This window comes from Paenibacillus sp. NFR01 (assembly GCF_900111565.1).
GTDB lineage: Bacteria > Bacillota > Bacilli > Paenibacillales > Paenibacillaceae > Paenibacillus_AQ.
Genome location: NZ_FOIK01000001.1, coordinates 755,961 through 782,150 on the forward strand (window position 1 = coordinate 755,961; position 26,190 = coordinate 782,150).

The window sequence follows — 26,190 nt, forward strand, 5'->3', positions numbered from 1 at the left end:
GTTATTCGGTGTACATTGCCTTCAGCTTGGCGCGTTCCTGCTTGGTGATGCCGAGGCCTTTTTCCAAAAAGCCGTCAATCGAGCCGTATTTCGCCTTCATCTCGTCCAATGCGGCCTGTAAAAATTCTTTTTGCACGCCCATCATCGCAGTGACGGCGGCGACCACATTTTCATCCTGGATCTTCGTTTTGAGCGCGGCGATGGCTGCTTTGTTCGCCTCGGCGCGGTATACGTTGCTCAGCAGGTAGTCGTTCATGACCGTTTCTTCGTCGACGCCAAGCGTCAGAAGAATGATCGCAGAGCCGAGACCGGTGCGGTCTTTACCGGCGGTGCAGTGCTGCACAAGCGCCATATGGCTTGGATCGTTCAGCAGCTCCATCAGCTGGATGTAGAATTTAGGCGCATCGACCATTTGTTTATTGAAGCCGGCCATCATTGCCACGGCGGAAGCTTCGTCCTTCATCAGCCCGGAAGCGATCATGGCATTCAGATCGGCGGCGCTGCCGGCATTTCCGGCATCCGTGCGGACATATTCCATGCCTTTCAGCACCGGATCGGCAAGGGCGGCGACTTCGGCATCCGTCCGGTAATCGACATTAGTCTTGATGCCCATGGCCTGGATATAGCTCAGGTCGCTTGCGGTCAGGCGGCCAAGCTCTTCAGCGCGGTACAGCTTGCCCCATTTCACGGTTTTTCCGTCGGTCGTTTTATAGCCGCCCAGGTCACGGAAGTTGTATGCGCCTTGAAGATTGACTTTCCGTTCGGCGGTTGTGATTTTGGCGCCGCCGGCGCTTTTGATCAGAAAATAAACGCGGGCATCCGGCTTCGGATCGGCGGCGACATACCCGTTGTAGCTGGAGTGGGTCATGGTCAGCAGCTTGCCGGTTTTTTCGATGTTGTCCGGAGAGGTGCTCCAGTAAATTTTTACGGCGCCCAGATCGGCGCTGCTCTTCCAGCGAATAATCAATTGGTTCGCGGCGTTGCGCTCTACGCTGGCTGCGGTGAACTGGCCGACTTTTTTGACCTGTGAGCTGGCGGCGGCAGGTGCGGCGAACACGGAGCTTTGTACGGCTGCACCGAAGACGATGGACACGGACAGTAAGGCAATGGATACTTTTTTGTACGACATTTGATAGTTATCCTCCCGGTAAGTGAAGTGCTTATCCCAAGGAGTAAGTATAGGGGGACTGTATTAACATTAACGCATGAATGTGTAAAATTCGCGTTATATTTCATATTTATACAAGACAGTTTATGATTATCCTAGTTCGTTAAGGCCGCAGCTTACCGATGGCCGGTTCTTCCGCCCGTTTCCGGGAAGGGGCGGTACGGCTGCACAGCCGGCTGATATACACGTCAAAAGTCTCGGCGACATTGCCGTGCTGGAATTCCGTTTTTGCCCGCTTGTAGCCGGCTTCCGTCAGCCGTGCGCGGAGGGCCGGGTCCGTCTGGAAGCGGATAATCTGCGCGGCGATGTCCGCCGGCGATTCCGGATCGGCTAGCAGCCCCGTCACTCCGTCCAGCACGGCTTCGGTCGCCCCGCCCGAACGGCCCGCAATGACCGGGATGCCGGCGGACGCGGCCTCCAGGTACACGATGCCGAAGCCCTCGGCATCGCCTTTGGTAAGCTGGCGGCAGGCCATAATGAACTGGTCGCCCAGATTATAGAACGCGTTCAGCCGGTCGCTGCCGCTGACGCTCCCGGCGAAGATGACGGCGCCTTCGACGCCGTTATCCTTCGCAAGCTGCTCCAGCCGCTTGCGGTCCGGCCCGTCGCCGACGATCAAATAGACGGCGTTCGGGATTTGCTCCAGAATTTCCGGCATGGCTGCGATGACCCGGTCTTGTCCCTTCCGCGTGACCAGCCGGCCGACAGACAGGATCACATATTTGCCCTCAAGTCCGTACCGGCGCACCAGCTCCTGATCCTTCGGCTGCCGGTTAAAGTGGCTTTCGACGCCGGGGTACACGATTCCGATCTTGCGCGGATCAACGCCGTAATCGCCCAGCAGCTTTTTCGTGAATTCGCTGTTCGCCATAATGCCGTCTGCCTTGCGCAGGATCAGCTTCACGATCTGATTGAGCCCGGGAAACCGCCGGAACATCAGCAGATCCATGCCATGCGTAGAAACGACGTAAGGACGGCCGGAAATGTAACGCAGCAGCAGACCGATAAAGCCGATCAGCACATAGCCATAGACGGTCACATCGGGTTCGTCCTGCTTCAGCATTTTCCGGACGGAGCGGAACAGGCGCCCCCAGCTGCGCAAATCGGCCTTTTCGTTCCGAAGAAACGCCCCGCGCACGATTTTAAACTTCTGTTTGCGGTCAAAAGCTTCGCTATCCGCATATTCCGAAGCAAGAACGGTCATTTCGTGTTTGGTATGAACGGCCAGATTATAGTAATAGTTTTGCATTCCGCCGATTCCGGGAGGGAACACGCCGGCGACGAGCAGGATTTTTTTAGGATCCATAGGATTTCACCCTTTTCCTGAATTGGGTAGCTGTTTGAATGAACGCCCAGAAGAGCACTTCCGCCAGCACATTCCACAGACGAGCGATCACCGAAATTTGCAGCGCCGCCTCGCTTCCCAGCTTCAGCGACAGAAAGTAGACTAGGAACCCTTCCCGCACGCCGAGTCCGCCCGGCAGGGGACTAAACGAGCCGATCAGCCAGGACGTCGCGAACGTGCCTGCGGCATAAATGATGCTAATCCGTCCTGCGCCAAAGCTGTTGACCAGCAGCCAGAAGCCGATGCCCATAATAAAATGGTTGGCAATAAAGCAGCCGAGATAGCCGAAGAACTGGTTGCGCGTAAGCAGGACTTCAGAACGTACGGTCCCGATTTGGCCGAAGGGCTTGGTCAATTTCTCCAGCGGCCGCTTCAGCACCTTCAAACGGGATACTCTAATGAATATGCCGCGTGCCCCGGCGGTCATGCGCGGATAGAAGAAATAGGTGAACAGGAGGAGAAGGGAGGCGGCGAGCAGAAGGGGAACCGTCTCGAAGTGCAGCGTGACCGCAAGCATCAGGGCGAAGGTTAGCGCGGCCGAGAATAATAAAATATTTTCATAGACAATCGCCGCAAATTGGGCATCCAGCGGAATGCCGGCACGGGAAGCCAGCATGATCCGTCCGGCATAATTCCAGATTCCGCCGGGAATGTATTTGGCAAATTGCGAGTTTACGAAAATGCTCAATCCGGGCAGCAGCCCGATTTTTCCTGTCCATTTCCCGGTCAACGCACTGGCGCCGCTGGATGCCGCATTGACGATCAGCACCCAGATGCTCGCCTGGAGCATCAGAAAGATCGCGAACACGACGATGGAAAGGTAGAAGTTACCGCTGGCATGAATTAGAAAGTCCGTAATATCCGCCGCTTTCAACGGGACGCTGCGCAGCACAAAAATGATGATTGCCGCGATAAGGACGGCTTTCAGAACGGTCGGAGCCCATTTTCGTGCAGCCGCCATCTTGCATCGCTCCTTGATGAGAGTTTGCATATCTGTTTGATTATAGGTCCGGATTGTAAACCGGAGAACCGAGTTTTATTAAATCTGACTACTTTCATTGTAGCCGGATTTCGCATGGATGAAACTTAAAGCCGAATGGGGAAGAGTCGTTATAATGGATATATATGTATACCAAACACCCCCAAGCATCTAGGCTTGAGGGCATTGTTGGAAATTATTTTACTCAAGATCAATCCATTGTCCATCCTCCGGGATATCGACCCGCGAGAGCAGGCCGGCGACGGCCAGATGTTCGCGGAGCAGCTCGCGCGTCACCAGGCAGTGATTGATTGCATCCATATGCACGGCTACGATCCGGCTGCCTGGCGCTGAAACGGCAACGGTTGCCACATCCGCGGCATCCATCGTGATGGGATCCGATCCCGTGAATCGGGCGCCTCCGGCATTAACTACAACGACCTGCGGTTTGAACGTATCCAGCGCCTCCTGTACCTCCGCGCACCAGATGGTGTCCCCGGCGATATAAAGAGCCGGCTCGCCTTCCGCCTGCAGCACGAATCCCGAGACCGGTCCCATTCGTGCGCCGATTTCGCCGGTTCCATGCTGCCCGCCGGTCCGGTAGAGCGTGACGCTGCCAAACTCCGCGGACTCCCCGATCTCCCGGATATCCGTAAATCCCGCCTCCGTGAAGGCGCCCGAATCGCCGGGCTGGCAGAGGACGGGAAGCGACTTCGCCAGTATTTGCGCGGCTGGAGCATCCCAATGGTCGAGGTGCAGATGCGTCACCAGAATAACATCCGGGTTGATCCAATTTTGCATTTTATCCGGCAGCGGAAGGAGCGGATTCCGCCGTTCGTTGCCGGAGTTCATAATCGGCGGATTGGCGCCCGTGTCGCTGAACATCGGATCAACGAGAAACGTATGGCCTCCATATTCGATCCACAACGTAGCGTGACGGACAAGCTGTATTTTCATCGGGGCATGCTCCTTTTCCTGTCTTCAGGTATAATGTCAATCAGGTATAATGGCTCTTATCCATCATAACTGCCGGGAGAACTTGCCGGAATCGCCCGCGGAAAGGGATTTACGGATTTTATTTTCAAAATGAAAGGATGGGCCCGATTGAACCAACCTACCCTGGATGACACGGACCTGCGGATTATCGAGCTGCTGCTGGAGAATGCCCTGCGGTCCCATAAAGAAATCGGCGAACAGGTTCATCTGACGAGCCAGGCGGTCGGGGCGCGCGTACGGAAGCTGCAGGACATGCAGGTGATCGAAGGATATACGCTGCGCTGGCGGCCGGAGAAGCTCGGGCTGGCCGTTCATGCCTTTATCGTCTTTTTTATGAATCTGCATCAGAGCCACCACTCATTCCGGAGCTATGTACAGTCCCGGCAGGAGGTTCAGGAGATGCACCGCGTCAGCGGCGAAGGCTGCTATTGGCTCCGCGTCCGGGTGACGGATATGGCCGAGCTGAACCGGCTGCTGGACGATCTGCTCCGCTTCGGCAATTATAAGTTAAGCCTGTCCACCGAACAGCTTAAGTGACAGGTTGATCAGCCCCCCATTCCTCTTGTAAAAAAGCGTACAGCCGCCGGGCGGCCCCTTGCAGCGGAACGGCGGAGGAACGGCTTAAAAGCCCCATCGTCATATGGATGAGACTCCCGCCGATCGGGCGGGTCGTCATTCCCCCGGGAAGATCCTTCAGCATGAGTAGCGGTGCCAGCGCGATGCCGAAACCTTTTTCCACATAAAACTGCAGCGCCGACATGCTTCCAATCTCCATGGTTTCCACGCTGACGCCCCGGTCCTTCAGCACCGCCTCCAGCTTTCTGCGATAGGGGCAGGTAGCCGAAGTAATCAGCAAACGGTGTCCGTTTAAGTCTTCGGGTTCCACGGTGGCCCGTTCCGCCAGCGGATGGCCTGCGGGCAGCAGCAAAACGAAGTGTTCCCGGAACAGCCCTTCGAACATAATCTCCCCGCCCAGATCCGGCGCAGTCGCTACGGCCATATCCAGTTCACCTCTGAGAATATGTTCGGCCAGTACGGGCGTGCTGGAGATTTCGAGAGAGAGTTGAACTTTGGGATACCTATCCGAGAAAACCCGCAGCAGTTCCGGCAGCCGAAAGCTCGCCGTCGGTTCCGTCACCCCCAGCCGGACATGGCCGGCTTCGCCGCTGCTGAAGTCCGAAATCCGGGTGCGCAGACGCTCGACATGATCCGCAATGCCGATGCTCTGCTCATAGAACAGTCTTCCGGCTTCCGTGAGCTTCAGTTCCTTGCCGCGTTCCAGCAGCTGTAAGCCCAGCTCGTTTTCGAGTTTCTGGATCTGCATGGTGACCGTGGACTGGGCATAATTCAGCTCCTGGGCGGCGCGGTTAAAGCTTCCGCAGGCGACGATTTTATGGAACGTGGTGATCGCTTTTAGATCCATTTCCAGGCCTCCAGTTTTGAGTTCAATAACTGAGTTCAATAATATTGAACTTGAGGTTCATATAATTCAATTATACGAAATACCCCTCTGCGAGTACAATGAAATTGTCCTAAACAATGGAGGAGTGGAGCAGAATGGAACTGAACGATAAGGTAGCGCTGATCACCGGCGGCGGTACGGGAATCGGAAAGGCGGCGGCACTGGAGCTGGGCAGACGCGGCGTACGGGTAGCCGTCAACTATTCGCGATCCCGCGCGGAAGCGGAAGCAACGGTAAATGAAATCGCCGAGCATGGAGGAACGGCAATAACGGTTCAGGCCGATGTGTCGCGGGTAGGCGAGGTGCACGCCATGGTGGAGACGGTCGTTCGGCAATTCGGCACCGTCGACATGCTTGTCAACAATGCCGGCATGACCCGCCATATCCCGATGGAGGATCTCGATGCCGTGACCGATGAAGTATGGGACGAGCTTTTTGCCGTCAACGTAAAGGGGATGTTCCACTGCGCGAAGGCGGTCTCCCCTTATATGAGGAAAAATGGCCGAGGCGCGATCGTGAACCTTGGCAGCATTGCCGGACAGACCGGCGTCGGTTCTTCGCTGCCTTACGCGGTCGTTAAAACAGCCGTGCATGGGCTGACGCGTTCATTGGCGCATGCGCTGGCGCCTGAAATTCGGGTGAATGCCATCGTGCCGGGAGCAGTGGCTACGCGCTGGTGGAGCGGACGGGAAGAGCAGATGCGCAAGCTGGCTCCGCGTCTGCCGCTGCAGCGCATCTCTACGCCGGAAGACATCGCCGCGATGATCTGCATGGCGCTGGAGCAGGAGGCAATGACCGGCCAGCTGATCACTGTGGACAGCGGCCAAACGTTGTAGGCAGTACTCCCTTATCCCGGTTGAAAAGTATAAAAAAAGCCGTTCCTCCGGCAGGCAGCTGCGGAGAACGGCTTTTTGCGTTATTTCTTTAATAGTAAGTACAGGAAGTAAGGTCCGCCGATCAGAGCAACCATAATGCCCGCCGGTATGCCGGACGGATCGACGAGATGCCGCCCGACGGTGTCGGCGAACAGCAGCAGCCATCCGCCCATCAGCACCGCGAGCGGAACGAAATACTGATGGCGCCGCCCGATCAACGCTTTGGCGATATGCGGAGCCATCAGGCCGACAAAAGCGATGCCGCCGGTCACGGCGACCGCCGCGGCGGCAAGCGCAACGGCTGCGCCCAGAAGCAGCAGCCGGTCGCGGTTCAGCGAGACGCCGGCGCCGATGGCAACCGATTCGTCCGTGGCCAGCAGGTTCAGCGTATTCGACTTGTACAGCGTATAAGGCAGCAGTACGACAAGCCAAGGGAGCAGTGCCCAGATAAACGGCCAATCCGTGCCCCAGATCGTGCCGGCCAGCCATTTGGAGATGAAATCGACCTTTTTGTAATCGGCCGCCGAGATCAGCACAATCATCAGCCCGGAGAACGCCAGCGCAAAGCCGATGCCGACGAGCAGGATTTTGACCGGCTGCAGCCCCGTCGCGCGGGAATAGGAGAACAGGCAGATCAGCACGACGGTCAGCATGGCTCCCCCGAACGCAACGAGCGGCAGGGCATAAGCAAAGGTCTTCGGATCAAACGGGTATATCAGGAAAAACGCCGAAATCGCCACCCCGGCTCCGGCATTGATGCCGATGATGCCGGGATCGGCCAGATCATTGCGGGTTAAGCCTTGCAGGATAGCGCCGGAAAGCGCCAGCGCCATGCCGCCGAGCAGCGTAACGATGATGCGCGGCAGACGGATCGAGAACAACAGGAGATTTTCTTTTGTTGTGCCATGCCCGATTAGAGTCTGAAACAGGCGGCCCAAGGACAAAGCGCCGGAGCCGATGCCGATCCCGATAACGATCGTAACCAGGATCAGCAGGAGCATGGAGGCAAGAAGGAGCGAGAGCTTTTTCGATAGGCGATGGGTTATCATGACAGTGCCTTCACCCCTTTACGGACAACGAACAGGAAGAACGGAAGGCCGAGGAGGGCGGTAATCGCCACCACCGGCGTTTCAAACGGCGCGTACAGCGTCCGGCCAAGCGTATCGGCCATCAGCATGAAGACGGCACCCCAGATCGCCGACATCGGAATGACGGAACGGTAATCCGTTCCGAACAGCGAGCGGACAATATGCGGAATCATCAGCCCGATGAAAGCCATATTGCCGACCAAAGCGACCGAAGCGCCTGCCAGCAGCACGATAAGGATGTACAAAATGGCTTTGACGTACGCCGTATTCAGGCCGAGACCGACCGCCGCTTCTTCGTTGAGGCTGAGAATGGTCAAGGATTTGGAGAGCAGCAGGGCGATCACAAGACAAGCAATGACGACAGGGCTGATCATCTGAATCTGTCCCCAGGTCGTTCCGATCAGTCCGCCCGAGGTCCACATCGTCACGTTTTTCGAGGTTTTGGTCAACAGACCGATGCCGTCAGCGACGGCGTAGAGGAATGCGGAGACTGCAGAACCTGCAAGCACGATGCGGAACGGGGACAAGCCGCCTTTTTTGACCGCACCGATGCCGACAACGAGCAGCATGCCGAGCGCGGCGCCGATGAAGCAGACCAGCATGATGCCGAAATAATTAAGCGCGGGAAAAATAGCGATCACCACGGCTAGCGCCGCTCTGGAGCCGGCTGTCAGGCCGAGCAGGCCGGGATCGGCGAGGGGATTTCGCGTCAAGCCTTGCATGATCGCACCGGAAACGGATAATGCTGCCCCGACGAGAACGGCAGCGACTTCGCGGGGATAGCGGATTTCGCGGAGCATGGCAATCTTGTCATCGGCTCCGCCGCGGCCCGTAAGGACAAGCCAGAGCTCGCTGAACGAAACCTGTTTTGCACCGAGCAGCATGGCAAGGCTGAACACCGCTACAAGTGCGGCAAGGCTGAGGATGATTTGGACGAATAAAGATAAGGGCTTCTGACGGCCGGACATGTGCATTTCCTCCTTCAAGGGAATAACGGCGCGAAGAAGACCGAGGATACCCCAATTGCGGAGGCATCTCGGCCTTCTTCACCCGTTTCGCAAGAACGAATCTTTATTTCAGGAATCCATCCTTGAAGATCTTCAGCAGATATTCGAGCGTAGTCGGATCGCTGTATGTGGATGCTTCCGTGTCGATTTCGATCACATGGCCGTTCTTAACGGCCGGAATCTTCTGCCATGTTTCGGTTTGCATGAAGGAATTGTCGCCCGAAGAGCTGCGGCTCAAGACGATATAGTCCCCGGCATAATCGCTCAGCACTTCCGGAGACATGGTGTAGTAGCCGGGTCCAAGCACATCGGTTTTAACTTTTTCCGGCATGTTCAGTCCCATGCTTTGATACAGCAGCTCGGTTCCCCGGGCCCAGGCGTCGCCGAACACGTAGAAGTTTTTGGCGTCGGTTTCGAATACGGATACCGTGGCGTTTTCGCCGATTTTCGCTTTGATCTCTTTGCCGGCTTCGGCTGCGCGTGTTTTAAAGTCGTCTACCCAGGCTTGGGCTTCCGCTTCCTTATTCAGGAGCTTGCCGATGGCCACTTGCTGGGAGAGATAGTCCAGCTTGCCCCAGGTAAAAGCGACGGTCGGCGCAATTTCATTCAGCTTGTCCAGGTTTTTGCTGCTGGCGTCGGCGATGATTAAGTCCGGTTCGACTTCGACGATCTTTTCCAGATTGTCTTCGGAGACCACTTCCACGCCTTTCAATTTCTCGGTGAACAGCGGATTTTTGTTGGTCCACTCATCCACGCCGACCAGCGTGCCGTCCAGGGACAGGACGTTTGGGGCATTGGTCAAAGCGACAATCCGCTCTGGATGAGCCGGCACTTCGACCGGTCCAAGCTCGGATTCGTATGTAATCGTGCCGGATTCGGCGGAATTTCCGGAGTTCGCAGCAGCCGGCTCCGTAGCAACCGGGCTATCGGTGGCAGCGGCATTTCCGGTGGTATTGGAGTTTGCGGCGTTGTTTCCGCAGGCGCTGATCATCATAATAACGAGCAGCATAAGGATAGGCAGTAACCATCTTTTTCTCATCTTCAGACCCCTTCAAATAATATTGATAATCAATCTCATTTGTAATTTAATATATATACATTTGAAACGGTTGTCAATAAATTAAACCCATGATCTTGCTGGGATAAAAAGTCGGCCATTGAATAAGTATGCGATTGACATTGAGAATGATTATCAAATAGAATACGAATCATAATCGAAACTACCAAATTTGAAGAGGGAAGTGTCTGCAGATGCTGGTCATGATGAGAACTTTTGTGGTGGAAAAGGGCTATGCCGGGCAAATTGTCGAACGTTTCAGCGAACCGGGAAAAGTGGATGGCCGGGAGGGGCTGGTTGATATCAGTGTAATGGTGAACACACGCACCAAGGAGCATGACGAGGTTGTCGTCATGATTCGCTGGGCGTCCGAGGAAGCATGGAAAGCGTGGGAAAAGAGTCCGGAGCATATCCAGGGGCATCGCGAAAACAAAGGCAGCAAGCCGGATTATATACTCAGCATGAATGTCAGCATGTATGAAGTAAAGACCAGCCGGCCGGGACCCGCTGCCTTGCAAAGCCATTTGTAACGCTCACGCAAAAGAACCGCTTCGGCAGGAAGCGGTTCTTTTGTCTTTTGCATAGCTGCGGCTGCGCGACTATACCTATATATGTAATTGTTTATAGTTGAGTTGAGGTCTTGGCAAACTTCTCTTTAATATGCATGCATTTTTTGAGATGCATGAAAATATGGCGGGTAGCGGGCATCAGAATCAGTCCGCCGATGTTTTTTTTGCCCCAGTATTCGGCTAGCCAAGCGGCCTCCGGCGTTACGGCATGTTCGGCGAACAGCCGGGCGATCCGCTGCGGATTCACTTTTTCCTTAAATGCGCCGGGTTCCAATCCGCTTACGAGTTCCCGGGTCCGCCTGCCGACGGCCTCACGGTAACTTTTCAGGGCTGCCAAATGGAGGGTTCCGCTCAATTCCGCAACTTCATCCGTGCTCATTTCATTTCCAGAGTGCGTAAACCATGTGTTCAGCCTCTCGATCCAATCGCCGGAATGCAGTTCCTGGCTGGTGTCCGCCACAAGAATGCTCATAGTCATGTCTTCAATCCGGGTAATATGCCAGAGGTGCCAGGCCACCGAATTCTTCGTGTTCGGGAGCTGTACCGGGTAAGTCCGGAAGACGCTTTCCTTCAATTCATGAAAAACATCATCATCCAGCGTTGGCTCCTTGAGCCCGGAAATACTTGAGGCGTGAACCGCGGCATGCAGGTCCAGAAACAGGTCTACGGAGCGGGCATGCTCCCGCGGCTTCAGAATGATTGCATTCAGCGCTTTATGCGTTTCGCCCCACCATGCTTGTTCATCCGCATTCATATCCGTTACGCTCCCTCAAAAAGTAATTTTTTCTAACGCTATCTCCCATTATAATGTACATGAGCGCCTTTGCTCGTGAGCTTGTTCATAAGGAGGGACAGCTGTGCAACAAATCATCGCCCTTGGACTTACATACCGTTATGGCGAACAGGAGGATACGCTGCATCCGGTCGTCCTCCGGGACGATTGCAACATGATACTGGTGGATTGCGGTTATCCCGGCTTTCTGCCGCTGATTGAGCAGGCGATGGAAGAAGCGGGGCTGCGGTGCGAAGAGCTGACCGCGGTCTTCATTACGCATCATGACCATGATCACATGGGAGCGCTCGGCGCCCTCAAAGGTAAATACCCGCAGATTCAAGTAATCGCCGGAGAACATGAAGCGCCTTACATAGCCGGTGAGAAGAAAGCGCTGCGGCTGGAGCAGGCAGAGGCTTCATTGGCGGTACTGCCGGAAGAAGAGCAGGCTGCTGCCCGGTCCTTCTGCGAAGCGCTCAGCAGCGTAGAGCCTTGTCCGGTAGATGTTACCGTACGCGGCGGCGACTGTTTCAGCTGGTGCGGGGGCTGCGAAATTCTGGATACGCCCGGGCATACCGCGGGCCATCAATCGCTGTTCCTCTATCAGCACCGGACCGTTGTTGCCGGCGATGCTGCGGTTGCCAAGAATGGAAGCCTCACCGTTGCCAATCCGCAGTATGCCTACGACCTGCCGGCAGCGGTGCGTTCGCTGGAACAACTGCTGGCCTATGACGCGGATACTTATATTTGTTATCATGGCGGAGTGCATGCAATTACGACAATAGAGCAGGAGGAAACCAAATGAAATCCATAGCTGTATTCTGCGGTTCAAGCATCGGCGCTTCGCCGGTTTATCAAGAAAGCGCGGCAGCGCTCGGCCGGGAGCTGGCCCGCCGTCAGCTGACGCTGATTTACGGGGGAGCCAATGTCGGATTAATGGGTGCCGTGGCCGATGCCGTACTGGAGCAGGGCGGCAGGGTGATCGGGGTATTGCCGGAGTTTCTGCAAAAAAGAGAAATCGCCCATCCGGGCCTGACCGAACTCATCATGGTGGATTCGATGCATAGCCGCAAAGCCAAAATGGCGGAGCTGGCGGACGGATTTATTGCGCTGCCCGGCGGCCCCGGAACGATGGAGGAGTATTTCGAGATTTTTACGTGGGGGCAGCTTGGCCTGCATGACAAACCGCTCGGCGTGCTGAACATCGATCACTATTACGATCCTTTGGTGGCGCTGTTTGCTACGATGGAGCGCGAGCAATTTATGCTGGCGAAATACCGGTCCATGTTCCTCACGGATACGACTCCGGTGGGAATCCTGGATCAATTTGCGGGTTATGCTGCGCCGGCCGTCAAAACTTACTTAACGGAAGATCGGACGTAAGCGGCAGATCGTCCATCTTTTTTTCGAAGAAAGTCCATGTTCAAAACCCCTGGATCCTTTTATCATTGCATTAATAATGATTCTCATTATTAATAAGATCTGGGGTGTGGAAAAAGAGATGAAGAAAAGCATCAAAGGTATGGTAATCGCAAGTATTATGGCGTTAGGTATTGGCTCGGCATTCAGCGCGTATGCGGCACCGGCGGCGAAAACAGCGGCTCCGACGACGCAGAAGATCACTTATAAAGGCAAGGTGTACACCGTTCCCGCCAAGACCGATAACATCGTCATCGCCGGTGCGATCGAAGCGCTGGAAGATGCACTGGTGCTGAACGTCAAGCCGAAGGGGGCGCTGACGGTAGGTGGCGAATTCCCAAGCCTGTTCAGCAAGATCACCGCAAGCTCAACGCCGATCGGGGAGAAAATCGAGCCGAATTTCGAAGCTATCCTGAAGCTCAAACCGGCTATTATCCTCAGCAGCACCAAATTCCCGGCGGAAACGAACGAGAAGCTTGGAAAAATCGCGACCACCATTCCCGTCTCCCATATCGCAACGGATTGGATGGACAATTTGAAGCTGCTGGCACAGCTCACCGGCAAACAAAAGGAAGCGACTGCCGAAATTCTGAAGTACCAAAGCCAGCTGAAAACGGTCAAGGAAAAGCTTGCGCCGAAGCTCAAAGGCAAGACCGTCATGGCTCTTCGCATCCGTACCGGCAACCTATTCATTTATCCGCAGGACGTTTTCTTTAACCGCTCGCTTTACGCCGATCTTGGCGCCGCTGTACCGGGCGTCATCCAAAAAGCCAAAGCGCAGCAGAACATTTCGCTGGAGGCTTTTGCCGCCGTGAACCCGGACATTCTGTTCGTTCAGTTCTCGCCGGATGAAAACAAGGATAACCCGAAAGCGCTTGAAGAGTTGCAGAACAATCCGATCTGGAAAAGCCTGAAGGCGGTCAAGAGCGGCAATGTGTACGTGAATCTGGTGGATCCGCTGGCTCAAGGCGGCACCGCGTACAGCAAGTTCTCGTTCATTCAGGCGTTGTCCAAAACAAAGCTTTATACGGGCAAGTAATCTTGCATTACCGAAAGCAGTCTGCGTGCCACGCGGGCTGCTTTTTTGTTTTGTTGCCGGGAGTCTTGCAATCGCGCTCAATCGCGGTTATTATAGATAAATAAAGTCCGTAATTGAGGTGCAGAGATGAAATACTCGAAAGCTACGAACTACGCGCTGCATACCATGGTATTCCTGATGGCGGCGGGAGGCGGAAAGCCCGTCGGTGTCCAGCCGCTGGCGGAGCGGCAAGGCGTATCGCCGACGTATTTGTCCAAGATTCTGACCAAGCTTGTCAAAGCGGGATTGATCGAATCCGCTTCCGGGGCGAACGGAGGGTACCGGATCAGACGCCACCAGGAGGATATTTCCTTTTTGGACGTTATTCATGCCATCGAGGGCACGGCTTCGTTATTTGAATGCTCGATGGAGCATTCCGCTGAATGCCTGATCGATCAAGAGATGCGACGGGCCGAAGAGCAGATGGAGCAGTATTTGCGCGACAAGAAGCTGGTTGATCTGGCCGGAAAAATGGCGAAGGCCCGGTAGGGCGGCGTTATTTTTCGGTTTAATCATAGATATCAAAAGTCTTTAAAGTCTATGTAATTAATAAATGCGAAAGCGGGGAAATTGAAATGGGCAGCGATTTGTTTGATGCAGCGGTATGGGAACAAGCATGGAAGGACGATCCGAAGGCGATGGGTAACCGCTTTCGGACGACGGGAACGGATACCACCAAATCGTTTGACGATAAAGCCGTGGTCTTCGACAAAGAGGTCTTCAGCGAAAGCGGCCGGCAGCGTGCGGAACGGATTATCGGCTGGCTGGAGGGGCTTGGCGTGGAGTTTGCCGGGCTAAGTGTGCTGGATATCGGTGCTGCTTCCGGCGGGTTTGCGGTACCCTTTGCCGACCGGGGCGCCAAGGTAACCGCAGTTGAGCCGAATGGGCCGCTAGGGGAATTGTTCGTCCGGAATACCGCCCGCTTCACGAACGGCGAAATCGAGCTTGTGCAGGAACCGTTCGAGGACATCGATTTGGAGGCCAGGGGCTGGCTCAAAGCCTTTGATCTGGTGTTTGTCTCCATGTGTCCGGTTGTGCATGATTGGGAAAGCGTCGAACGGGTGATCGGCTGCGCAAGCCGATACTGCTATATCAGTATGTTGGCCGGCGGCATGGACCATAGCTTGCGCACCGAGCTGCTGCCGGTGCTTACCGGTAAGGCGATGCCGGTGGAAAGCTCGGATATGGCCTATTTAAACCAGCTACTGTATTTAAAAGGCTATTCGTACGAGTCCATCATTACCCGCGAGTCGAAAAGCGCAGAGTTTACGATTGAAGGAGCGATTGACGACGTGATGGATGGGATGAAAGCCCATTTCGGTCTGGCGACGGAGGAAGCCCGCAACAAAGCCAAAGCTTATCTTCAGCAAACTTATCCCGACAATAAAGTCGTCATCCGCCAAGGCGGGCGATTCGGCAAGGTGCTGATTCAGCTCCGGGAACAGCAAATGTACAGCCGGGCTGCTGCAAACAAAATATAGGGCATATCGCACTTGAGAGCGTAAAACACCGATCTGCGGATCGGTGTTTTTTTGTACCCATACGAAAGGTGCAACATTAGCAGTGCGCATAACTTTTACCTTGGATGGAAAAATAAGACGACAACATTCGGCGGAGGTCATGACCATGAATATCGCGCGCTGGGCGAAAAGAAAGATGCGGCGGAATTCACTATCCGGCCTGGGATCAAAAAACAGCCGACCGGCAAACCAAGCCAGGGCTGCCCTGCAAGCGCCGGTAACCGGCGTGCCTGAAGGAACCGGCGATCCCCTGAAATGGCTGCAAACCCAGCTTGCCACCAGGACGGACGTGGTGGTTCATTCATTTGATGCAGGTCCTGGCGTCCGCTGTACACTGGTTTTTCTGGCCGGCATGGTCAGCAAAGAAACGGTGGAGAAGCAAGTGCTTATACCGCTGGTAGGGATGGACGGTGTGGGCAGCCCGGAGGAATTTATCAAGGAGATCTTGGTGTATAAGCGTTTGCCGGTAGTACAGCAATCTGTCTGCAGCTCTTTGCAGGAGGTGCTGCGCGGGATCCTGGCGGGCGAAGCGGTGCTGTTTATTGCCGGCGAACCCCGGATGCTGACGATCAAAGCAGCGCAGTACGAGAAACGGGTAGTTCAGGAAGCGCCGAACGAAGCGGTCGTGCGCGGCCCAAGGGAAGCGTTTATTGAAGATCTGCAGACAAATCTGACGCTGGTTCGCCGCAAGCTGAAAACATCCGCGCTGAAGATTGAAATGATGAGCATCGGGAAGCTCAGCCAGACCGACGTTGCCATTGTCTATGTTGAAGGTATCTGCGACCCGAAACTCGTCAGCGAGATGAAGCGGCGGCTGTCCGCCATCGACCTGGATATTATACTCGGTTCCAGTTATCTGGAAGAATTGATCGAAGACAACCCTTATTCACCTTTTCCGCAATTGCAGTATACGGAGCGTCCGGACGTCATCAGCGCAGCGGCAGTCGAAGGGCGGGTCGGGCTTATTGTCGACGGAACGCCGATTGCCCTTCTGGCGCCGGTGAACGTAACGATGCTGATGCAGGCCTCGGAGGACTATTATCAGCGGTATATATCAGCAAGCTGGATCCGGCTGATCCGTTATACGTTTGCGTTTATCTCGCTGCTGCTTCCATCCGTCTACGTGGCGATCACTACGTTTCATCCGGATATGATTCCAGAGAATCTGCTGATTACAGTAGCTTCATCGCGCGAAGTTGTGCCTTTTCCTGCGCTGGTGGAAGCGTTCATCATGGAGCTTTCGTTTGAAGCGCTCCGGGAAGCAACGGTCCGTATTCCAAAGGCCATCGGCCAGTCGGTTTCAGTCATCGGGGCACTGATTATCGGCACGGCAGCTGTGCAGGCGGGTATCGTCTCGGCAGCCATGGTCATAATCGTCTCGATGACGGGCATCGCCTCGTTCATTATCCCGCATTTCGATTTGGGTCTTGCTTTCCGCTTCCTGCGGTTTCCGATCATGATTCTGGCTGGGATGTTTGGTATGTTCGGCATTGCTTGCGGCATTATTATCATTTACCTGCATCTGACGGAGCTGCATTCGTTCGGATATCCTTACATGGCCCCGTTCGCACCGCTGAGCACCGCCAGTCTGAAAGACACGGTGATCCGCGCTCCCTGGTGGAAGATGAAGCTGCGGCCTCCGTTCGCCAAAGGGAACCGGACCCGGCAGGGTGCAAATCCGAGGCGTTGGGATACCGGCAATGGGGGCAAAGAATAATGCGCATATCCATCCGATGCATACGGACGGCGGGTGGAATCCTGGCGGGACTGCTGATGCTGCAGCTAACCGGCTGCTGGTCTTCGGTGGAGCTGGATCATCGTGCATTTGCCCGGGTGATGCTGCTTGACCGAACAGAGGAAGGAGTCGAACTGAGCTTGGGTTTTCCACTGCCTAACCAGATCATGGCCGGTAGCTCCGGCGGCGGATCGGCCAGTGGAAGTACACACCAGCAGGATTACACATACACGTCCAAGACTGGTCCCAGCATTGGGGAAGCGTTTCAGAAGATTCAAACCGATCTGCCGCGTAAAATTACATTCGGCCAATTAAGAAATATAATTATCGGGAAAAAGTATGCGGAATCCAGGGAAGATATTCTGGCCTTGTCCGATTTCGTTTCTCGGCAGCCCTTGATCCATATTAACGGGAATTTGTTCATGACCTTGAAGCAAGCGAAGCATTTCGCCCAAATCCCGGCGATTTTCGAACGCTTCCCTTCGGTCATACTCGCCGATTATGCCAAGGAAAAGAATACGCTGATCATCACATTGAAAGACATGCTTAGCGCTTTATACGCCGGGGGCGATTTTCTCCTTCCGGAGCTGACCTTTAAGGAAATCGCACCTGTAGATAATCAGTCATCGGGCCAACCCGGCCCGAATTGGCTCGGAGCGGGGGGAGCAGGTGTTTTTACCCAAGGCCGTTTGAACGGTATGTTAAGTCCGGAACAGACCCGGGCGGTAATGTGGTTGCTGCAGGATGAAGGCGGGTTGAATTATAGCGCAATATCCCCGAAGGATGGCAAAAATGTTTCTCTGCTGCTAAAGAGCGGGAAGCGCCGCATTAAACCTGTGGTGAAGAACGGTGAAATTGCTTTTACGCTGGGCTTGTCGATCGGCGCTGGAATTCTGGCGACTGATTCTTCGATAGACTTAACGGACCCGGTGCAGCTGCGGGAGCTGGAACAAGAAGTCGGCGATGAACTTAGCGAACACATCCGTTCGGCGTTTGCTAACTTCAGCGGTCTGCATTCCGATCCGCTGCAAATGGGTTCATATTTACGCTGGCATCACCCGGCGCTGTGGCGGCGGATCAAGCCGGACTGGCGGGATAAGATTGCCGGCGACGTGGAGATCCGGCCTGATATTGACGTTACGGTCAAATGGAGCGGATCTTCGCAAAAACAAAATTGGCAGAAATATATTACCAAGTAAAGGAGAAAGGAATGGGACTGATAGCCGCAGTCTATCTATGCATTGGTTGGTACGAGCAGGGCTACATGAAGCGCCAAAAACGTTCAAAGCGCGCGAAAAGGCGGATGTGGAGCATGACCTTTCTGCTTCTGTTTACGACAGAAGCGATATATCTGACCCGGGAGCGGATGAGTGTGGCGATGATGATGCGCTACCTCTTTTATGGGATTCAGAAAGCATTGTTTTTCGAGCTGTGAAAGGGGGACTCTATGCGATCGATCACTTTGGTACAGGTATATATGTTTTTTGCCCAGTTTCTGTTCTCGACGACCATCGTGTTCTTTCTGAGTCCGCTGGTCCGGTCAGCCGGCTTTTCGGCTTGGGTGTCCATCGTGGCGGGTACGCTTATCGGATTACTAATCAGTTATTGGACCTATGTATTGTGCATGCGCAGGCCCGACCGTTATCTCGGCCAGTACGGCGGCGAAATCCTGGGACGTTGGCTGCATTACCCGTTGTTCTGCGTGTACATTTTCATTAACCTGTTTATTGCTGCGTTTGTTTTACGGCAACTGATCGGTTTCCTGGTACAGAACTATCTGATTGGCACGCCCTTTTGGCCCATTGCCCTGCTGTTTGGCATCTGCGTGAGCCAAGGCGTCCGGGCAGGAGCGCCGACGCTTTTCCGGTGCGCCCAGGGACTGTTTTTCTTCAGCATCCTGAGCGCATTGTCCTATCCTTTATTTGTCGCTCCCCAGCTGAAGCTCGATATGGCGATTGCTTTTTTGACCGACATCCATCTGCCCGGTGCATGGGACGGCGCCGTTGTCATCGCTTCTCTGTTCAGCGAGACCACGTTTATTGCGTATGTATTTCCTTTGATCCAAAAGCAAGATAAGGTCATGAAGCCCGTTTTCTGGGCTTCCTTCACCGCGGTTGGAATCACGCTTGTCAATGTCATTACGGCCATCCTGTTGTTCGGTCCGGAGTTGACGGCGAATTTGCAGTTTCCAGCTTTGGAGATCGTGCGGTTCATCCATGCAAGCGCCTTTTTTGAGAATCTGGACCCGCTGTTTATCGTATTCTGGCTGTACAGCATGTTCTTCAAAACCTCCATGTTTTTGTTGATCGCGGTCATGAGCATGACGCATCTGCTGGGTTTAAACGACCATAAGCCGTTTTCGTTCATGATGTCCGCCGCCATGGTGTTTATGGCTGTGTTCATGAACATTAATTCGGCGCAACTGCTGGAAATAACGGGCCAGGCGGAAGCGGCCTTCCTCTTGGTATCCACTTGCCTGCCGCTTATTTACCTTGTCGTCGATACGCTGCGGAATTCATTTAAGAGCACCCCCACGTAACGCGAAGACGAGGATTTCGGAAACGTTTGCGAAAAAATATGATAACGGAAGGTTTTTTATGCTAATATGGGATTGAAATACCATCCTATATTCCGGGAGGCAGCATATGTGAATCCTTCTAAAAAATCCTTGGCTATATTTGGAGCCTGCTGTGCCCTGTTGGCTTCAACAGGCTGCATGGCCGGATCTCTAAACGGTCAAGACAAAAGAGAAGCGTTACATGCCGAAAGCTCTATTAACTCTGCCGTTAGCATCGCATCAGGGACACATGCACCTACGCCTTCCAGCACGCCAACGCAGCAGCCTACATTTCCTCAGCTTGTGGATACTTACGGCGATCTAGGGTTGATTGACGCCCACAATCATGATGCATCCGACGATAAATATGCTATGATGCACAATTTTTGGGAATCCACCAAGGTAAGCCATGTCGTTCTTTTCGGAGACGTTTCCGAACCTAGTGCCGTTTCGACCGATGCGAACAGCTGGTCCGCGTATCAGAGCGACCCCGGCTTTTACATCCCCTATTTTTCCGGCTTCGATCTTCATGATCCGGCATGTCTTGAGGTGATCAAGGCCAATTTGGAAAAAGGGTATTTCGGGTTAGGCGAGATCGCGGCGGCATCGACTTATTCTCCGGTGGTATCAAAAGTCGCCTGGAAAGCGAACGATCCCCTGGATGGTTATCTTCCGCAGATTTACGATCTCATTGCCGAATACAAAGCCCCGATACTTCTGCATATCGATCCGCCGAACGGAGCACCGATAGCCAAACTGGAACAGGCTTTAAGCGAACATCCGGATACGATCTTTATTTTTGGTCATATGAATGCTTACAACACGCCTGAAGAGATTGACCGCTTGTTGTCGAAATACCCGAATTTATACGCTGATTTTTTTGCCGGATTTTCCGTGTTTAACCCTGAAAGCGGGCTGCATCCCGAAATCTTTGTGCCGGTGATGAAAAAATATCCCGACCGGTTCATGCTCAGCACGGATTCCGGATACGGGCTAGAGGGCGGGGAAAAGAAAGCCGTTGTGGCCATGTACCGCATGCTGGATCTGCTTGACGATCCGAAAACGGCGCAGATGATCGCCCGGGATAATCTGATGAATCTGATTCAAGCGCAAACGGCGACAAAGACGCAGTTGAAAGCGATCGGTGAACTGGAGAAAAGCACCGGCAAATTCTACGGGAAAAATCTAAGCAAGCTGGAAGCCGGAAAAATACTGGCCCAGGCTCAAGAAGGATGATCGTATGCCGGCAACAATAAAGGATTTGGCGAAAAAGGTCGGCTGCTCCGTCAGCACGGTCTCGCGTGCTTTAAACGGAAGTTATGGCGTACATCCGAGCATGATTGAAAAGGTTCGGCAAGCAGCCGAGGAGCTTGGGTACGTTCCAAATTCAGGAGCCAAACAGCTGGTGACTCGGCGGAGCAACCTGATCGGGGTTTTTTTTCCGGAGTTCGGGATGGAGTCCATTCGGGATTTCGAGGATTTTTTTGCGCCGCTGCGCAAGGCATTGCGTCTTTACCGTAAGGAAATGCTGATTTTCTCGGTACCGTTCGTTGGTTATCGGGGAGGGAGCCTGCGGGAATGGGTCCAATCGCGAAACCTGGAGGGCTGCGTGTTTCTGCAGCCTTTCTCCAAAGAGCATCCGCTCATGAAGGAGGCGCTGAAATTAAAGATACCTTCCGTTAATCTGGGCAACAGCTTGGGTCCACGCTGCTCTTTGGTAGCATCGGATGACTATGAAGGCGGGCGCATCGCCGGAACATACCTGGCCAGCCAAGGTCATCGCTTTATCGGCTACATCAACGGTCCGGAGCAGGTTCCGATCTGTCAGCAGCGATATGCGGGTTTTCGGGACGCGCTTGAGTCCGCAGGTATCATCCATGATCCTTCCTGGGTAGTAACGGGAGATTTCAGCGGGGCCAGCGGATCGAGTTGTGCCGCGCTGCTGCTGGAGAAGGCTCCGGAGATGACAGCCATTTGCTGCGCAAATGACCTTATGGCGATGGGAGCGATGCTGGAGCTGTACCGCAGATCGATTCCCGTTCCGGCACAAATGTCGGTGATGGGCTATGACGGGGCTTTTTTCACGGCGTATACGACGCCCCCATTGTCCACCGTTCGTCACTGCTTCGATTGGATCGGCACACACGCGGCCGAGCTATTAATCGAGCTGCTAAATGGAGGAGCCGGGCGAACGGTGCGTTTTCCTCCGGAGCTTCTATCCCGCGAATCCGTAAAAGATTTAAATAACTAAACAAAAACCGGCCTCAAGAGGATTGTACCTTTGAGGCCGGTTTTTCTGTTATTGAGCTGAGCCAGGCCAGAGCTGAAGAGCCAGATCTACCACACGGCGAAGCTTGGTTTCGCTGGCACCAGCACCGCCTTGGACAGCAAGCCCCTGGAAGATCGTGCTGTAAAATGCAGCCAGGTCGGCTGCATCCACGTCCCCCGGAAGTTCTCCTTCTGCTTGAGCCTGTTTAAAACGTTCCCGCATTGCGGTTTCGCCGCCTGCACGCCTTACGTCCAACTCGTGTTTGACAGTTTGTCCGGCTTCTCCCGTTGAGAGCGCGCCATGGATCGTCAGGCAGCCGCCCGGAGTCGCCGGATCGGTTGTTGCACGGGCAGCGCCATAGAGCAAAGCCTCAATCATTTTGCGGGCCGTCGGCTGCTGAAAAGCTTCGATCATGTATGCAGCGGGTCCTTCCGCATACCGGTCTAAGATCCGGATAAATAGCTGCTCTTTATTGCCAAAAGCTTTATACAGACTGGGAGCATTGATCCCCATTGCTTCCGTAAGATCGGAGATGGAAGTGCCCTCATAGCCTTTTCGCCAGAACAGGTAGAGGGCCTGATCCAAAGCGGTCTCGGTATCAAAAGCCCGGGGTCTTCCTTTTGCCATTACTACGCCTCCTGACTGCCGGTTCATTCTGATCCCATTATAACAGATCGATGAAGCACGCCAATATGCCAGCTTTTATATTTATGTAACGATCACTAAAATAATTATTGACAGCGAGCGGCTGTGGGTATATATTTAGCGTACGCTAAATAATTGATACAGAGAGGATGGTAACGGAAGATGGTTATCAACAAGCACTTATATTAGCTCTACATAGTTCATTCCATAATATACCTTTCTCATAAATTCAAAATATAAATAGGAGTGATTAAAATGACAAAACTTCAAGGTAAAGTTGCAGTAATTACAGGCGGGACCTCGGGAATTGGTTTGGCAACGGCGAAGCGGCTGGTGAACGAGGGAGCTTATGTATTTATTACCGGCCGCCGTCAAGCTGAACTGGATGCGGCTGTAGCGAATATCGGTTCCAACGTAACCGGTGTCCGCAGCGATGTGTCCCGGCTGGAAGATCTGGATCATCTGTATGATGTAATTCGCGGCCAACAGAAGCAAATCGATATTTTGTTCGTGAATGCAGGTGGCGGCGAGTTCGCTCCGCTGGGCGAGATTACGGAAGAACATTATGAGAAGACCTTTAACATTAATGTAAAAGGAACGATTTTTACGGTTCAAAAGGCATTGCCGCTGATCAATGACGGCGCTTCGATCATTCTCGCGAGCTCTACTGCGGCTTCATCGGGCATGCCGGCATTCAGCATCTACAGTGCCACCAAAGCGGCCATCCGCAGTTTTGCCAGAGGCTGGATTGTGGATCTGCAGTCGCGGAAAGTCCGGATTAACGCCATTAGTCCAGGTGTCATTCATACGCCGGGCTTGACGGGTCTTGCGGGCAGCGAAGAGGAGTCGCAGCAGTTCCTGCAGCAAATGGCTCAGTCCATTCCTCTGGGACGTGTAGGACAACCGGAAGAAATCGCCGGTGCCGTAGCCTTCCTCGCTTCGGAGGACAGCAGCTTTATCAACGGAATCGAGTTATTTGTCGATGGCGGCATGCGCCAGATTTGATTTAAAAAACCCGGCCTGGAACAGTGTTCCAAGCCGGGTTTTTACATATTGGAAGAAGTAGGGCGTCGTCTCCTGAGAAATGCTGCCTCACCGAAAATCAAGCTTCGTCCTCGTTGTTCTTTTTTACCTTTATTTTCGGTCTTGTCAGATCAAAGCTGTGCTTGACCAGCTCCTTGATAACATCCTCAGAGAGCTCCCCATCCAGAATCACGGTATTCCAATGTTCCTTGTTCATATGATATCCGGGCGTAATTTCAGCATAAGCGCTGCGGTAGAAATCGGATCTTTCGGGATCGCATTTCAGATTAATGCATAAATTCCCACCCCGGTTAAAGATCAGAGCAAACATTTTTTGGTTTGCCAAATGACGAACGACCGTCGATGTTGGATCAAAAGGGGAATCATGATAGGTGCTTGCATAGGTTAAGCAATATTCGATAATTTCGTCTTTCGTCAATTTCAGAACCTCCTAAAGGAATCTAACCTCAGTCTATCCTGCCCGGGTTTCGCTGCTGATCCTGCGATTCCGAATTGTTCGTTTTCGGTACAGGTACAGCAGCAGATACGAGACGGCAAATGCAACGGTTACCAGCCACAACGGGATCCGCGGGTCCAGCTTATAGGCCCATCCGCCGATAATGCCCGCGGGCGCCGTGAACAGGAGGATCAGCACGGACAGCATGGAGAACACTTTGGCCCGCTTATCATCGTCGATGGCGTTCTGCACGGCGGCTTCCAGATAAGGGGAGCTGATCATTAATCCGACGGCTGCCAGAATGGTGCTGAGTCCGATCCAAAACAGGCTTGCCGAAGGATAGACGACCAGCATTACATTGGATACAGCGGAGAGCCCAAAGCCGGCCATCATAGAGCGGTGGGCGCCTCCATCCGGAATTTTGGGCATCAGAATCCACAGCGTCAGCAGCATAATAACGGAGGAAACGGCGGGAAACAAGGATAGGATGCCGCTGTTCAAATGCAAATAGTCCGCCAGATACAGCGAAAGATAGGTTGATTTCAGTGTGGCCTGAAAGTTGAACAGGATGTACACGGCGAAAATGAGCAGCAGATTCCGGTCGGCAGACAATTCTCTGAAAGCGCCGCCATATTCGACCATAACCTGCTTCATGCCGAGCTGACGCGTTTCTAGCCGTTTCTGAATGCCTGCTTCGGTTTCGCGTGTCGTTAAATGACGGCCTACGAACTGAAAGGTCATAAAAAGACAGGCGAGAACGTACATGATCCTCATCCCCTCGACCATTCCGTAATGAGCCACCAGTATACCCCCGAGCGGAGCGAACAACCCTCCGACGACGCCGATAAATTGCAGCAACGTGAAGACGTAAGTACGGTCCTCGGGCCGCGTATCTTCAACAATGAGACAATAAAAGGCGACATGCGGCACGCGCTGAAAGCCGTTGATGACTACAGCCGCTGCAAAAAACCACAGGTTCTGCGAAATGGCCCAGAGCAACGTAGCCGCGCTCCAGCTAAGCAGGTCAAAATATAAGATGGCCCGCTTACGCCCTAAGCGATCCGTTAAAAATCCGCTGAGCAACGAAGAAAATACCTGCACGATCAGTCCAATGGTGGTAATCCAGCCAATGTTAACTTCCGTCAGCCCAAGCTCGTACATATAAAGCGTGGCGTAGGTGGAGAACATGCTGTAAGGAATCAGGAAAAAGGGCTCGAAGGCCAAGCAGCCGCGGCTGTTGCCCCGAAGTCTGGGAAAGAAAGGTTTTGCCATATGTTATCCTCCAAGATGACTTAAGTAGAATAGAAGATCCAGGCTATTAAATGATAATCAGTGGAGATTGTCAATACTCATCTCTTCGCCTTGTCTATGAAGTAGGAAATAGGTATAATCTTCCTGATTCATTTTAAATTTTAAATATCAGGAAGGGGCTTGCGGATTGAAAAAAATAACGGCAATTGCAGTTACCTCTTTGGCTATGTTGGGATGTCTTGGAACCGGCGTCTACGCCGGCTCGAATCTCCAAGAGATCAAAGCTTACCTGAATTCCGGTATCAAGTTCAAAGTGGACGGCCAACCCGTTCAGCTAAAGAACAGCAGCGGCGCAGTGATTACGCCCATCTCTTATAACGATACCACTTATTTGCCGGTACGTGCGGTATCCGATCTTCTGGGCGTAACCGTGAATTTCGACGGCACCAACAATACGATTCTTTTAGGTGAACAGACGGAGGGTGTATCCATCGCGGCAGGATTCAATGCACCCCCTTACCATACCAAGGATCCGAACATGACGATCTACAAAGGCAAGGACTATAAAGAAGTCTTTTTCGATAATGGAAGCGGCACCCGCGGTAGCTCGTTTATGCTATACCCGAACGGAAAATACCAGAAGCTATATCTACAGGTGGCAGCGATCGGTTCGGACATAAAAGATTTCACGGTACAGGATAGCGACACGGATACGGTATTAAAAAAGCAGGATATTTCCGTAGATGGCGGCCTGATCACGATTGAGGTCGATATCGCCGGAGTGAAGAAGCTGTTCGTGCATGGCGATGTGAAAAGCGGAGGTTCCGTATTCATTCCGTTGACGACTTCCTATTATAAATAAATAGGGATGAATGCAAAAAGCCCGCGTGTAACGCGGGCTTTTTATATGCACAAGCG

Annotated in this window: 28 protein-coding genes; 16 read left to right on the forward strand and 12 right to left on the reverse strand. The window is 53.5% G+C overall.

The features are described 5' to 3' along the window. Window position 1: 1 nt before the first annotated feature. The 4 genes from BMW84_RS03305 to BMW84_RS03320 all read right to left on the reverse strand — a co-directional run bounded on the left by BMW84_RS03305 (window position 2) and on the right by BMW84_RS03320 (window position 4,449). Entirely contained in the window at window positions 2–1,129 is a 1,128-nt protein-coding gene (locus BMW84_RS03305) for a tyrosine-protein phosphatase (protein WP_091064432.1), read from the reverse strand. Window positions 1,130–1,271: 142 nt separating this feature from the next. Further along, window positions 1,272–2,474, reverse strand: coding sequence for a glycosyltransferase family 4 protein (locus tag BMW84_RS03310; RefSeq protein ID WP_091064434.1), 1,203 nt, complete (start codon window positions 2,472–2,474; stop codon window positions 1,272–1,274). Further along, window positions 2,464–3,474, reverse strand: a complete 1,011-nt coding sequence (locus BMW84_RS03315; protein ID WP_091064437.1) for a lysylphosphatidylglycerol synthase domain-containing protein — start codon at window positions 3,472–3,474, stop codon at window positions 2,464–2,466. The genes BMW84_RS03310 and BMW84_RS03315 overlap by 11 nt, the downstream gene beginning before the upstream one ends. Window positions 3,475–3,693: 219 nt before the next feature. Further along, window positions 3,694–4,449, reverse strand: coding sequence for an MBL fold metallo-hydrolase (locus tag BMW84_RS03320; protein ID WP_091064439.1), 756 nt, complete (start codon window positions 4,447–4,449; stop codon window positions 3,694–3,696). A 129-nt stretch (window positions 4,450–4,578) separates the two neighbouring features. Between BMW84_RS03320 and BMW84_RS03325 the strand changes: the two genes are divergently transcribed. Further along, window positions 4,579–5,025, forward strand: coding sequence for an Lrp/AsnC family transcriptional regulator (locus BMW84_RS03325; RefSeq protein WP_091064441.1), 447 nt, complete (start codon window positions 4,579–4,581; stop codon window positions 5,023–5,025). Here the strand turns inward: BMW84_RS03325 and BMW84_RS03330 are convergent. Further along, window positions 5,018–5,911 carry a LysR family transcriptional regulator gene (locus BMW84_RS03330; protein WP_091064444.1) on the reverse strand — a complete coding sequence of 298 codons (894 nt, stop codon included), beginning with the start codon at window positions 5,909–5,911 and terminating at the stop codon, window positions 5,018–5,020. The two genes, BMW84_RS03325 and BMW84_RS03330, sit on opposite strands and share 8 nt — an antisense overlap. A 134-nt stretch (window positions 5,912–6,045) precedes the next feature. On the opposite strand from BMW84_RS03330, the gene BMW84_RS03335 reads away from it, so the two are divergent. Then, on the forward strand, window positions 6,046–6,786 hold the full coding sequence (locus BMW84_RS03335; protein ID WP_091064446.1) for an SDR family NAD(P)-dependent oxidoreductase: 741 nt from the start codon (window positions 6,046–6,048) through the stop codon (window positions 6,784–6,786). 80 nt (window positions 6,787–6,866) lie between these two features. Here BMW84_RS03335 and BMW84_RS03340 read toward each other — a convergent pair whose 3' ends face one another. The 3 genes from BMW84_RS03340 to BMW84_RS03350 all read right to left on the reverse strand — a co-directional run bounded on the left by BMW84_RS03340 (window position 6,867) and on the right by BMW84_RS03350 (window position 9,959). Further along, on the reverse strand, window positions 6,867–7,874 hold the full coding sequence (locus tag BMW84_RS03340) for a FecCD family ABC transporter permease (protein ID WP_091064449.1): 1,008 nt from the start codon (window positions 7,872–7,874) through the stop codon (window positions 6,867–6,869). Beyond that, window positions 7,871–8,881: a FecCD family ABC transporter permease gene (locus BMW84_RS03345; RefSeq protein ID WP_091064450.1), complete on the reverse strand. Its 1,011-nt coding sequence runs from the start codon at window positions 8,879–8,881 to the stop codon at window positions 7,871–7,873. Before BMW84_RS03345 ends, BMW84_RS03340 begins: the two co-directional genes overlap by 4 nt. Before the next feature lie 103 nt (window positions 8,882–8,984). Then, window positions 8,985–9,959: an iron-hydroxamate ABC transporter substrate-binding protein gene (locus BMW84_RS03350; protein ID WP_091064452.1), complete on the reverse strand. Its 975-nt coding sequence runs from the start codon at window positions 9,957–9,959 to the stop codon at window positions 8,985–8,987. A 212-nt stretch (window positions 9,960–10,171) separates the two neighbouring features. Between BMW84_RS03350 and BMW84_RS03355 the strand changes: the two genes are divergently transcribed. Beyond that, complete coding sequence (locus tag BMW84_RS03355; RefSeq protein WP_091064453.1) at window positions 10,172–10,507, forward strand: antibiotic biosynthesis monooxygenase; 336 nt, start codon at window positions 10,172–10,174, stop codon at window positions 10,505–10,507. Window positions 10,508–10,598: 91 nt separating this feature from the next. Here BMW84_RS03355 and BMW84_RS03360 read toward each other — a convergent pair whose 3' ends face one another. Next, window positions 10,599–11,300 (reverse strand): DinB family protein, encoded by a 702-nt coding sequence (locus tag BMW84_RS03360; protein ID WP_091064456.1) that lies wholly within the window; start codon window positions 11,298–11,300, stop codon window positions 10,599–10,601. 103 nt (window positions 11,301–11,403) lie between these two features. Here BMW84_RS03360 and BMW84_RS03365 point away from each other — a divergent pair, with 103 nt between their 5' ends. The 11 genes from BMW84_RS03365 (at window position 11,404) to BMW84_RS03415 (ending at window position 21,878) form a co-directional block, all read left to right on the forward strand. Continuing rightward, the gene (locus BMW84_RS03365; RefSeq protein WP_091064458.1) at window positions 11,404–12,123 is read left to right on the forward strand and encodes an MBL fold metallo-hydrolase; all 720 of its coding nucleotides are present in this window, start codon (window positions 11,404–11,406) and stop codon (window positions 12,121–12,123) included. Next, window positions 12,120–12,701, forward strand: a complete 582-nt coding sequence (locus BMW84_RS03370) for an LOG family protein (protein ID WP_091064461.1) — start codon at window positions 12,120–12,122, stop codon at window positions 12,699–12,701. The genes BMW84_RS03365 and BMW84_RS03370 overlap by 4 nt, the downstream gene beginning before the upstream one ends. Window positions 12,702–12,819: 118 nt before the next feature. Beyond that, on the forward strand, window positions 12,820–13,776 hold the full coding sequence (locus BMW84_RS03375; RefSeq protein ID WP_091068007.1) for an ABC transporter substrate-binding protein: 957 nt from the start codon (window positions 12,820–12,822) through the stop codon (window positions 13,774–13,776). Between the two features lie 126 nt (window positions 13,777–13,902). After that, window positions 13,903–14,304 carry an Rrf2 family transcriptional regulator gene (locus BMW84_RS03380; RefSeq protein ID WP_091064464.1) on the forward strand — a complete coding sequence of 134 codons (402 nt, stop codon included), beginning with the start codon at window positions 13,903–13,905 and terminating at the stop codon, window positions 14,302–14,304. A gap of 86 nt (window positions 14,305–14,390) precedes the next feature. Next, complete coding sequence (locus tag BMW84_RS03385) at window positions 14,391–15,296, forward strand: class I SAM-dependent methyltransferase (protein ID WP_091064466.1); 906 nt, start codon at window positions 14,391–14,393, stop codon at window positions 15,294–15,296. Window positions 15,297–15,441: 145 nt separating this feature from the next. Beyond that, window positions 15,442–17,052, forward strand: a complete 1,611-nt coding sequence (locus BMW84_RS03390; protein WP_254772850.1) for a spore germination protein — start codon at window positions 15,442–15,444, stop codon at window positions 17,050–17,052. After that, window positions 17,052–18,269, forward strand: coding sequence for a Ger(x)C family spore germination protein (locus tag BMW84_RS03395; protein WP_091064468.1), 1,218 nt, complete (start codon window positions 17,052–17,054; stop codon window positions 18,267–18,269). The genes BMW84_RS03390 and BMW84_RS03395 overlap by 1 nt, the downstream gene beginning before the upstream one ends. Before the next feature lie 11 nt (window positions 18,270–18,280). Further along, window positions 18,281–18,505, forward strand: a complete 225-nt coding sequence (locus tag BMW84_RS03400) for a hypothetical protein (protein ID WP_091064471.1) — start codon at window positions 18,281–18,283, stop codon at window positions 18,503–18,505. Window positions 18,506–18,517: 12 nt separating this feature from the next. Continuing rightward, on the forward strand, window positions 18,518–19,609 hold the full coding sequence (locus tag BMW84_RS03405) for a GerAB/ArcD/ProY family transporter (RefSeq protein ID WP_091064473.1): 1,092 nt from the start codon (window positions 18,518–18,520) through the stop codon (window positions 19,607–19,609). Window positions 19,610–19,999: 390 nt separating this feature from the next. Next, on the forward strand, window positions 20,000–20,863 hold the full coding sequence (locus BMW84_RS03410; RefSeq protein ID WP_254772851.1) for an amidohydrolase family protein: 864 nt from the start codon (window positions 20,000–20,002) through the stop codon (window positions 20,861–20,863). 4 nt (window positions 20,864–20,867) lie between these two features. Further along, window positions 20,868–21,878, forward strand: coding sequence for a LacI family DNA-binding transcriptional regulator (locus BMW84_RS03415; protein WP_091064478.1), 1,011 nt, complete (start codon window positions 20,868–20,870; stop codon window positions 21,876–21,878). A 48-nt stretch (window positions 21,879–21,926) separates the two neighbouring features. On the opposite strand, the gene BMW84_RS03420 is transcribed toward BMW84_RS03415, so the two are convergent. Continuing rightward, on the reverse strand, window positions 21,927–22,523 hold the full coding sequence (locus BMW84_RS03420) for a TetR/AcrR family transcriptional regulator (RefSeq protein ID WP_091064481.1): 597 nt from the start codon (window positions 22,521–22,523) through the stop codon (window positions 21,927–21,929). 273 nt (window positions 22,524–22,796) lie between these two features. On the opposite strand from BMW84_RS03420, the gene BMW84_RS03425 reads away from it, so the two are divergent. Next, entirely contained in the window at window positions 22,797–23,546 is a 750-nt protein-coding gene (locus BMW84_RS03425) for an SDR family NAD(P)-dependent oxidoreductase (RefSeq protein WP_091064483.1), read from the forward strand. 97 nt (window positions 23,547–23,643) lie between these two features. Here BMW84_RS03425 and BMW84_RS03430 read toward each other — a convergent pair whose 3' ends face one another. After that, window positions 23,644–24,003, reverse strand: a complete 360-nt coding sequence (locus BMW84_RS03430; RefSeq protein ID WP_091064486.1) for an MmcQ/YjbR family DNA-binding protein — start codon at window positions 24,001–24,003, stop codon at window positions 23,644–23,646. A 33-nt stretch (window positions 24,004–24,036) separates the two neighbouring features. Then, window positions 24,037–25,293 carry an MFS transporter gene (locus tag BMW84_RS03435; RefSeq protein WP_091064488.1) on the reverse strand — a complete coding sequence of 419 codons (1,257 nt, stop codon included), beginning with the start codon at window positions 25,291–25,293 and terminating at the stop codon, window positions 24,037–24,039. Between the two features lie 166 nt (window positions 25,294–25,459). Here BMW84_RS03435 and BMW84_RS03440 point away from each other — a divergent pair, with 166 nt between their 5' ends. Then, window positions 25,460–26,134, forward strand: coding sequence for a stalk domain-containing protein (locus BMW84_RS03440; RefSeq protein ID WP_254772852.1), 675 nt, complete (start codon window positions 25,460–25,462; stop codon window positions 26,132–26,134). The last annotated feature ends 56 nt before the right edge of the window (window positions 26,135–26,190 follow it).

Bases quoted from the DNA above. Each gene is read 5' to 3' on its own strand.
- BMW84_RS03305 (WP_091064432.1), bottom strand. From the start codon at position 1,129: ATGTCGTACAAAAAAGTATCCATTGCCTTACTGTCCGTGTCCATCGTC.
- BMW84_RS03310 (WP_091064434.1), bottom strand. From the start codon at position 2,474: ATGGATCCTAAAAAAATCCTGCTCGTCGCCGGCGTGTTCCCTCCCGGA.
- BMW84_RS03315 (WP_091064437.1), bottom strand. From the start codon at position 3,474: ATGGCGGCTGCACGAAAATGGGCTCCGACCGTTCTGAAAGCCGTCCTT.
- BMW84_RS03320 (WP_091064439.1), bottom strand. From the start codon at position 4,449: ATGAAAATACAGCTTGTCCGTCACGCTACGTTGTGGATCGAATATGGA.
- BMW84_RS03325 (WP_091064441.1), top strand. From the start codon at position 4,579: ATGAAAGGATGGGCCCGATTGAACCAACCTACCCTGGATGACACGGAC.
- BMW84_RS03330 (WP_091064444.1), bottom strand. From the start codon at position 5,911: ATGGATCTAAAAGCGATCACCACGTTCCATAAAATCGTCGCCTGCGGA.
- BMW84_RS03335 (WP_091064446.1), top strand. From the start codon at position 6,046: ATGGAACTGAACGATAAGGTAGCGCTGATCACCGGCGGCGGTACGGGA.
- BMW84_RS03340 (WP_091064449.1), bottom strand. From the start codon at position 7,874: ATGATAACCCATCGCCTATCGAAAAAGCTCTCGCTCCTTCTTGCCTCC.
- BMW84_RS03345 (WP_091064450.1), bottom strand. From the start codon at position 8,881: ATGTCCGGCCGTCAGAAGCCCTTATCTTTATTCGTCCAAATCATCCTC.
- BMW84_RS03350 (WP_091064452.1), bottom strand. From the start codon at position 9,959: ATGAGAAAAAGATGGTTACTGCCTATCCTTATGCTGCTCGTTATTATG.
- BMW84_RS03355 (WP_091064453.1), top strand. From the start codon at position 10,172: ATGCTGGTCATGATGAGAACTTTTGTGGTGGAAAAGGGCTATGCCGGG.
- BMW84_RS03360 (WP_091064456.1), bottom strand. From the start codon at position 11,300: ATGAATGCGGATGAACAAGCATGGTGGGGCGAAACGCATAAAGCGCTG.
- BMW84_RS03370 (WP_091064461.1), top strand. From the start codon at position 12,120: ATGAAATCCATAGCTGTATTCTGCGGTTCAAGCATCGGCGCTTCGCCG.
- BMW84_RS03375 (WP_091068007.1), top strand. From the start codon at position 12,820: ATGAAGAAAAGCATCAAAGGTATGGTAATCGCAAGTATTATGGCGTTA.
- BMW84_RS03380 (WP_091064464.1), top strand. From the start codon at position 13,903: ATGAAATACTCGAAAGCTACGAACTACGCGCTGCATACCATGGTATTC.
- BMW84_RS03385 (WP_091064466.1), top strand. From the start codon at position 14,391: ATGGGCAGCGATTTGTTTGATGCAGCGGTATGGGAACAAGCATGGAAG.
- BMW84_RS03390 (WP_254772850.1), top strand. From the start codon at position 15,442: ATGAATATCGCGCGCTGGGCGAAAAGAAAGATGCGGCGGAATTCACTA.
- BMW84_RS03395 (WP_091064468.1), top strand. From the start codon at position 17,052: ATGCGCATATCCATCCGATGCATACGGACGGCGGGTGGAATCCTGGCG.
- BMW84_RS03400 (WP_091064471.1), top strand. From the start codon at position 18,281: ATGGGACTGATAGCCGCAGTCTATCTATGCATTGGTTGGTACGAGCAG.
- BMW84_RS03405 (WP_091064473.1), top strand. From the start codon at position 18,518: ATGCGATCGATCACTTTGGTACAGGTATATATGTTTTTTGCCCAGTTT.
- BMW84_RS03410 (WP_254772851.1), top strand. From the start codon at position 20,000: ATGATGCACAATTTTTGGGAATCCACCAAGGTAAGCCATGTCGTTCTT.
- BMW84_RS03415 (WP_091064478.1), top strand. From the start codon at position 20,868: ATGCCGGCAACAATAAAGGATTTGGCGAAAAAGGTCGGCTGCTCCGTC.
- BMW84_RS03420 (WP_091064481.1), bottom strand. From the start codon at position 22,523: ATGGCAAAAGGAAGACCCCGGGCTTTTGATACCGAGACCGCTTTGGAT.
- BMW84_RS03425 (WP_091064483.1), top strand. From the start codon at position 22,797: ATGACAAAACTTCAAGGTAAAGTTGCAGTAATTACAGGCGGGACCTCG.
- BMW84_RS03435 (WP_091064488.1), bottom strand. From the start codon at position 25,293: ATGGCAAAACCTTTCTTTCCCAGACTTCGGGGCAACAGCCGCGGCTGC.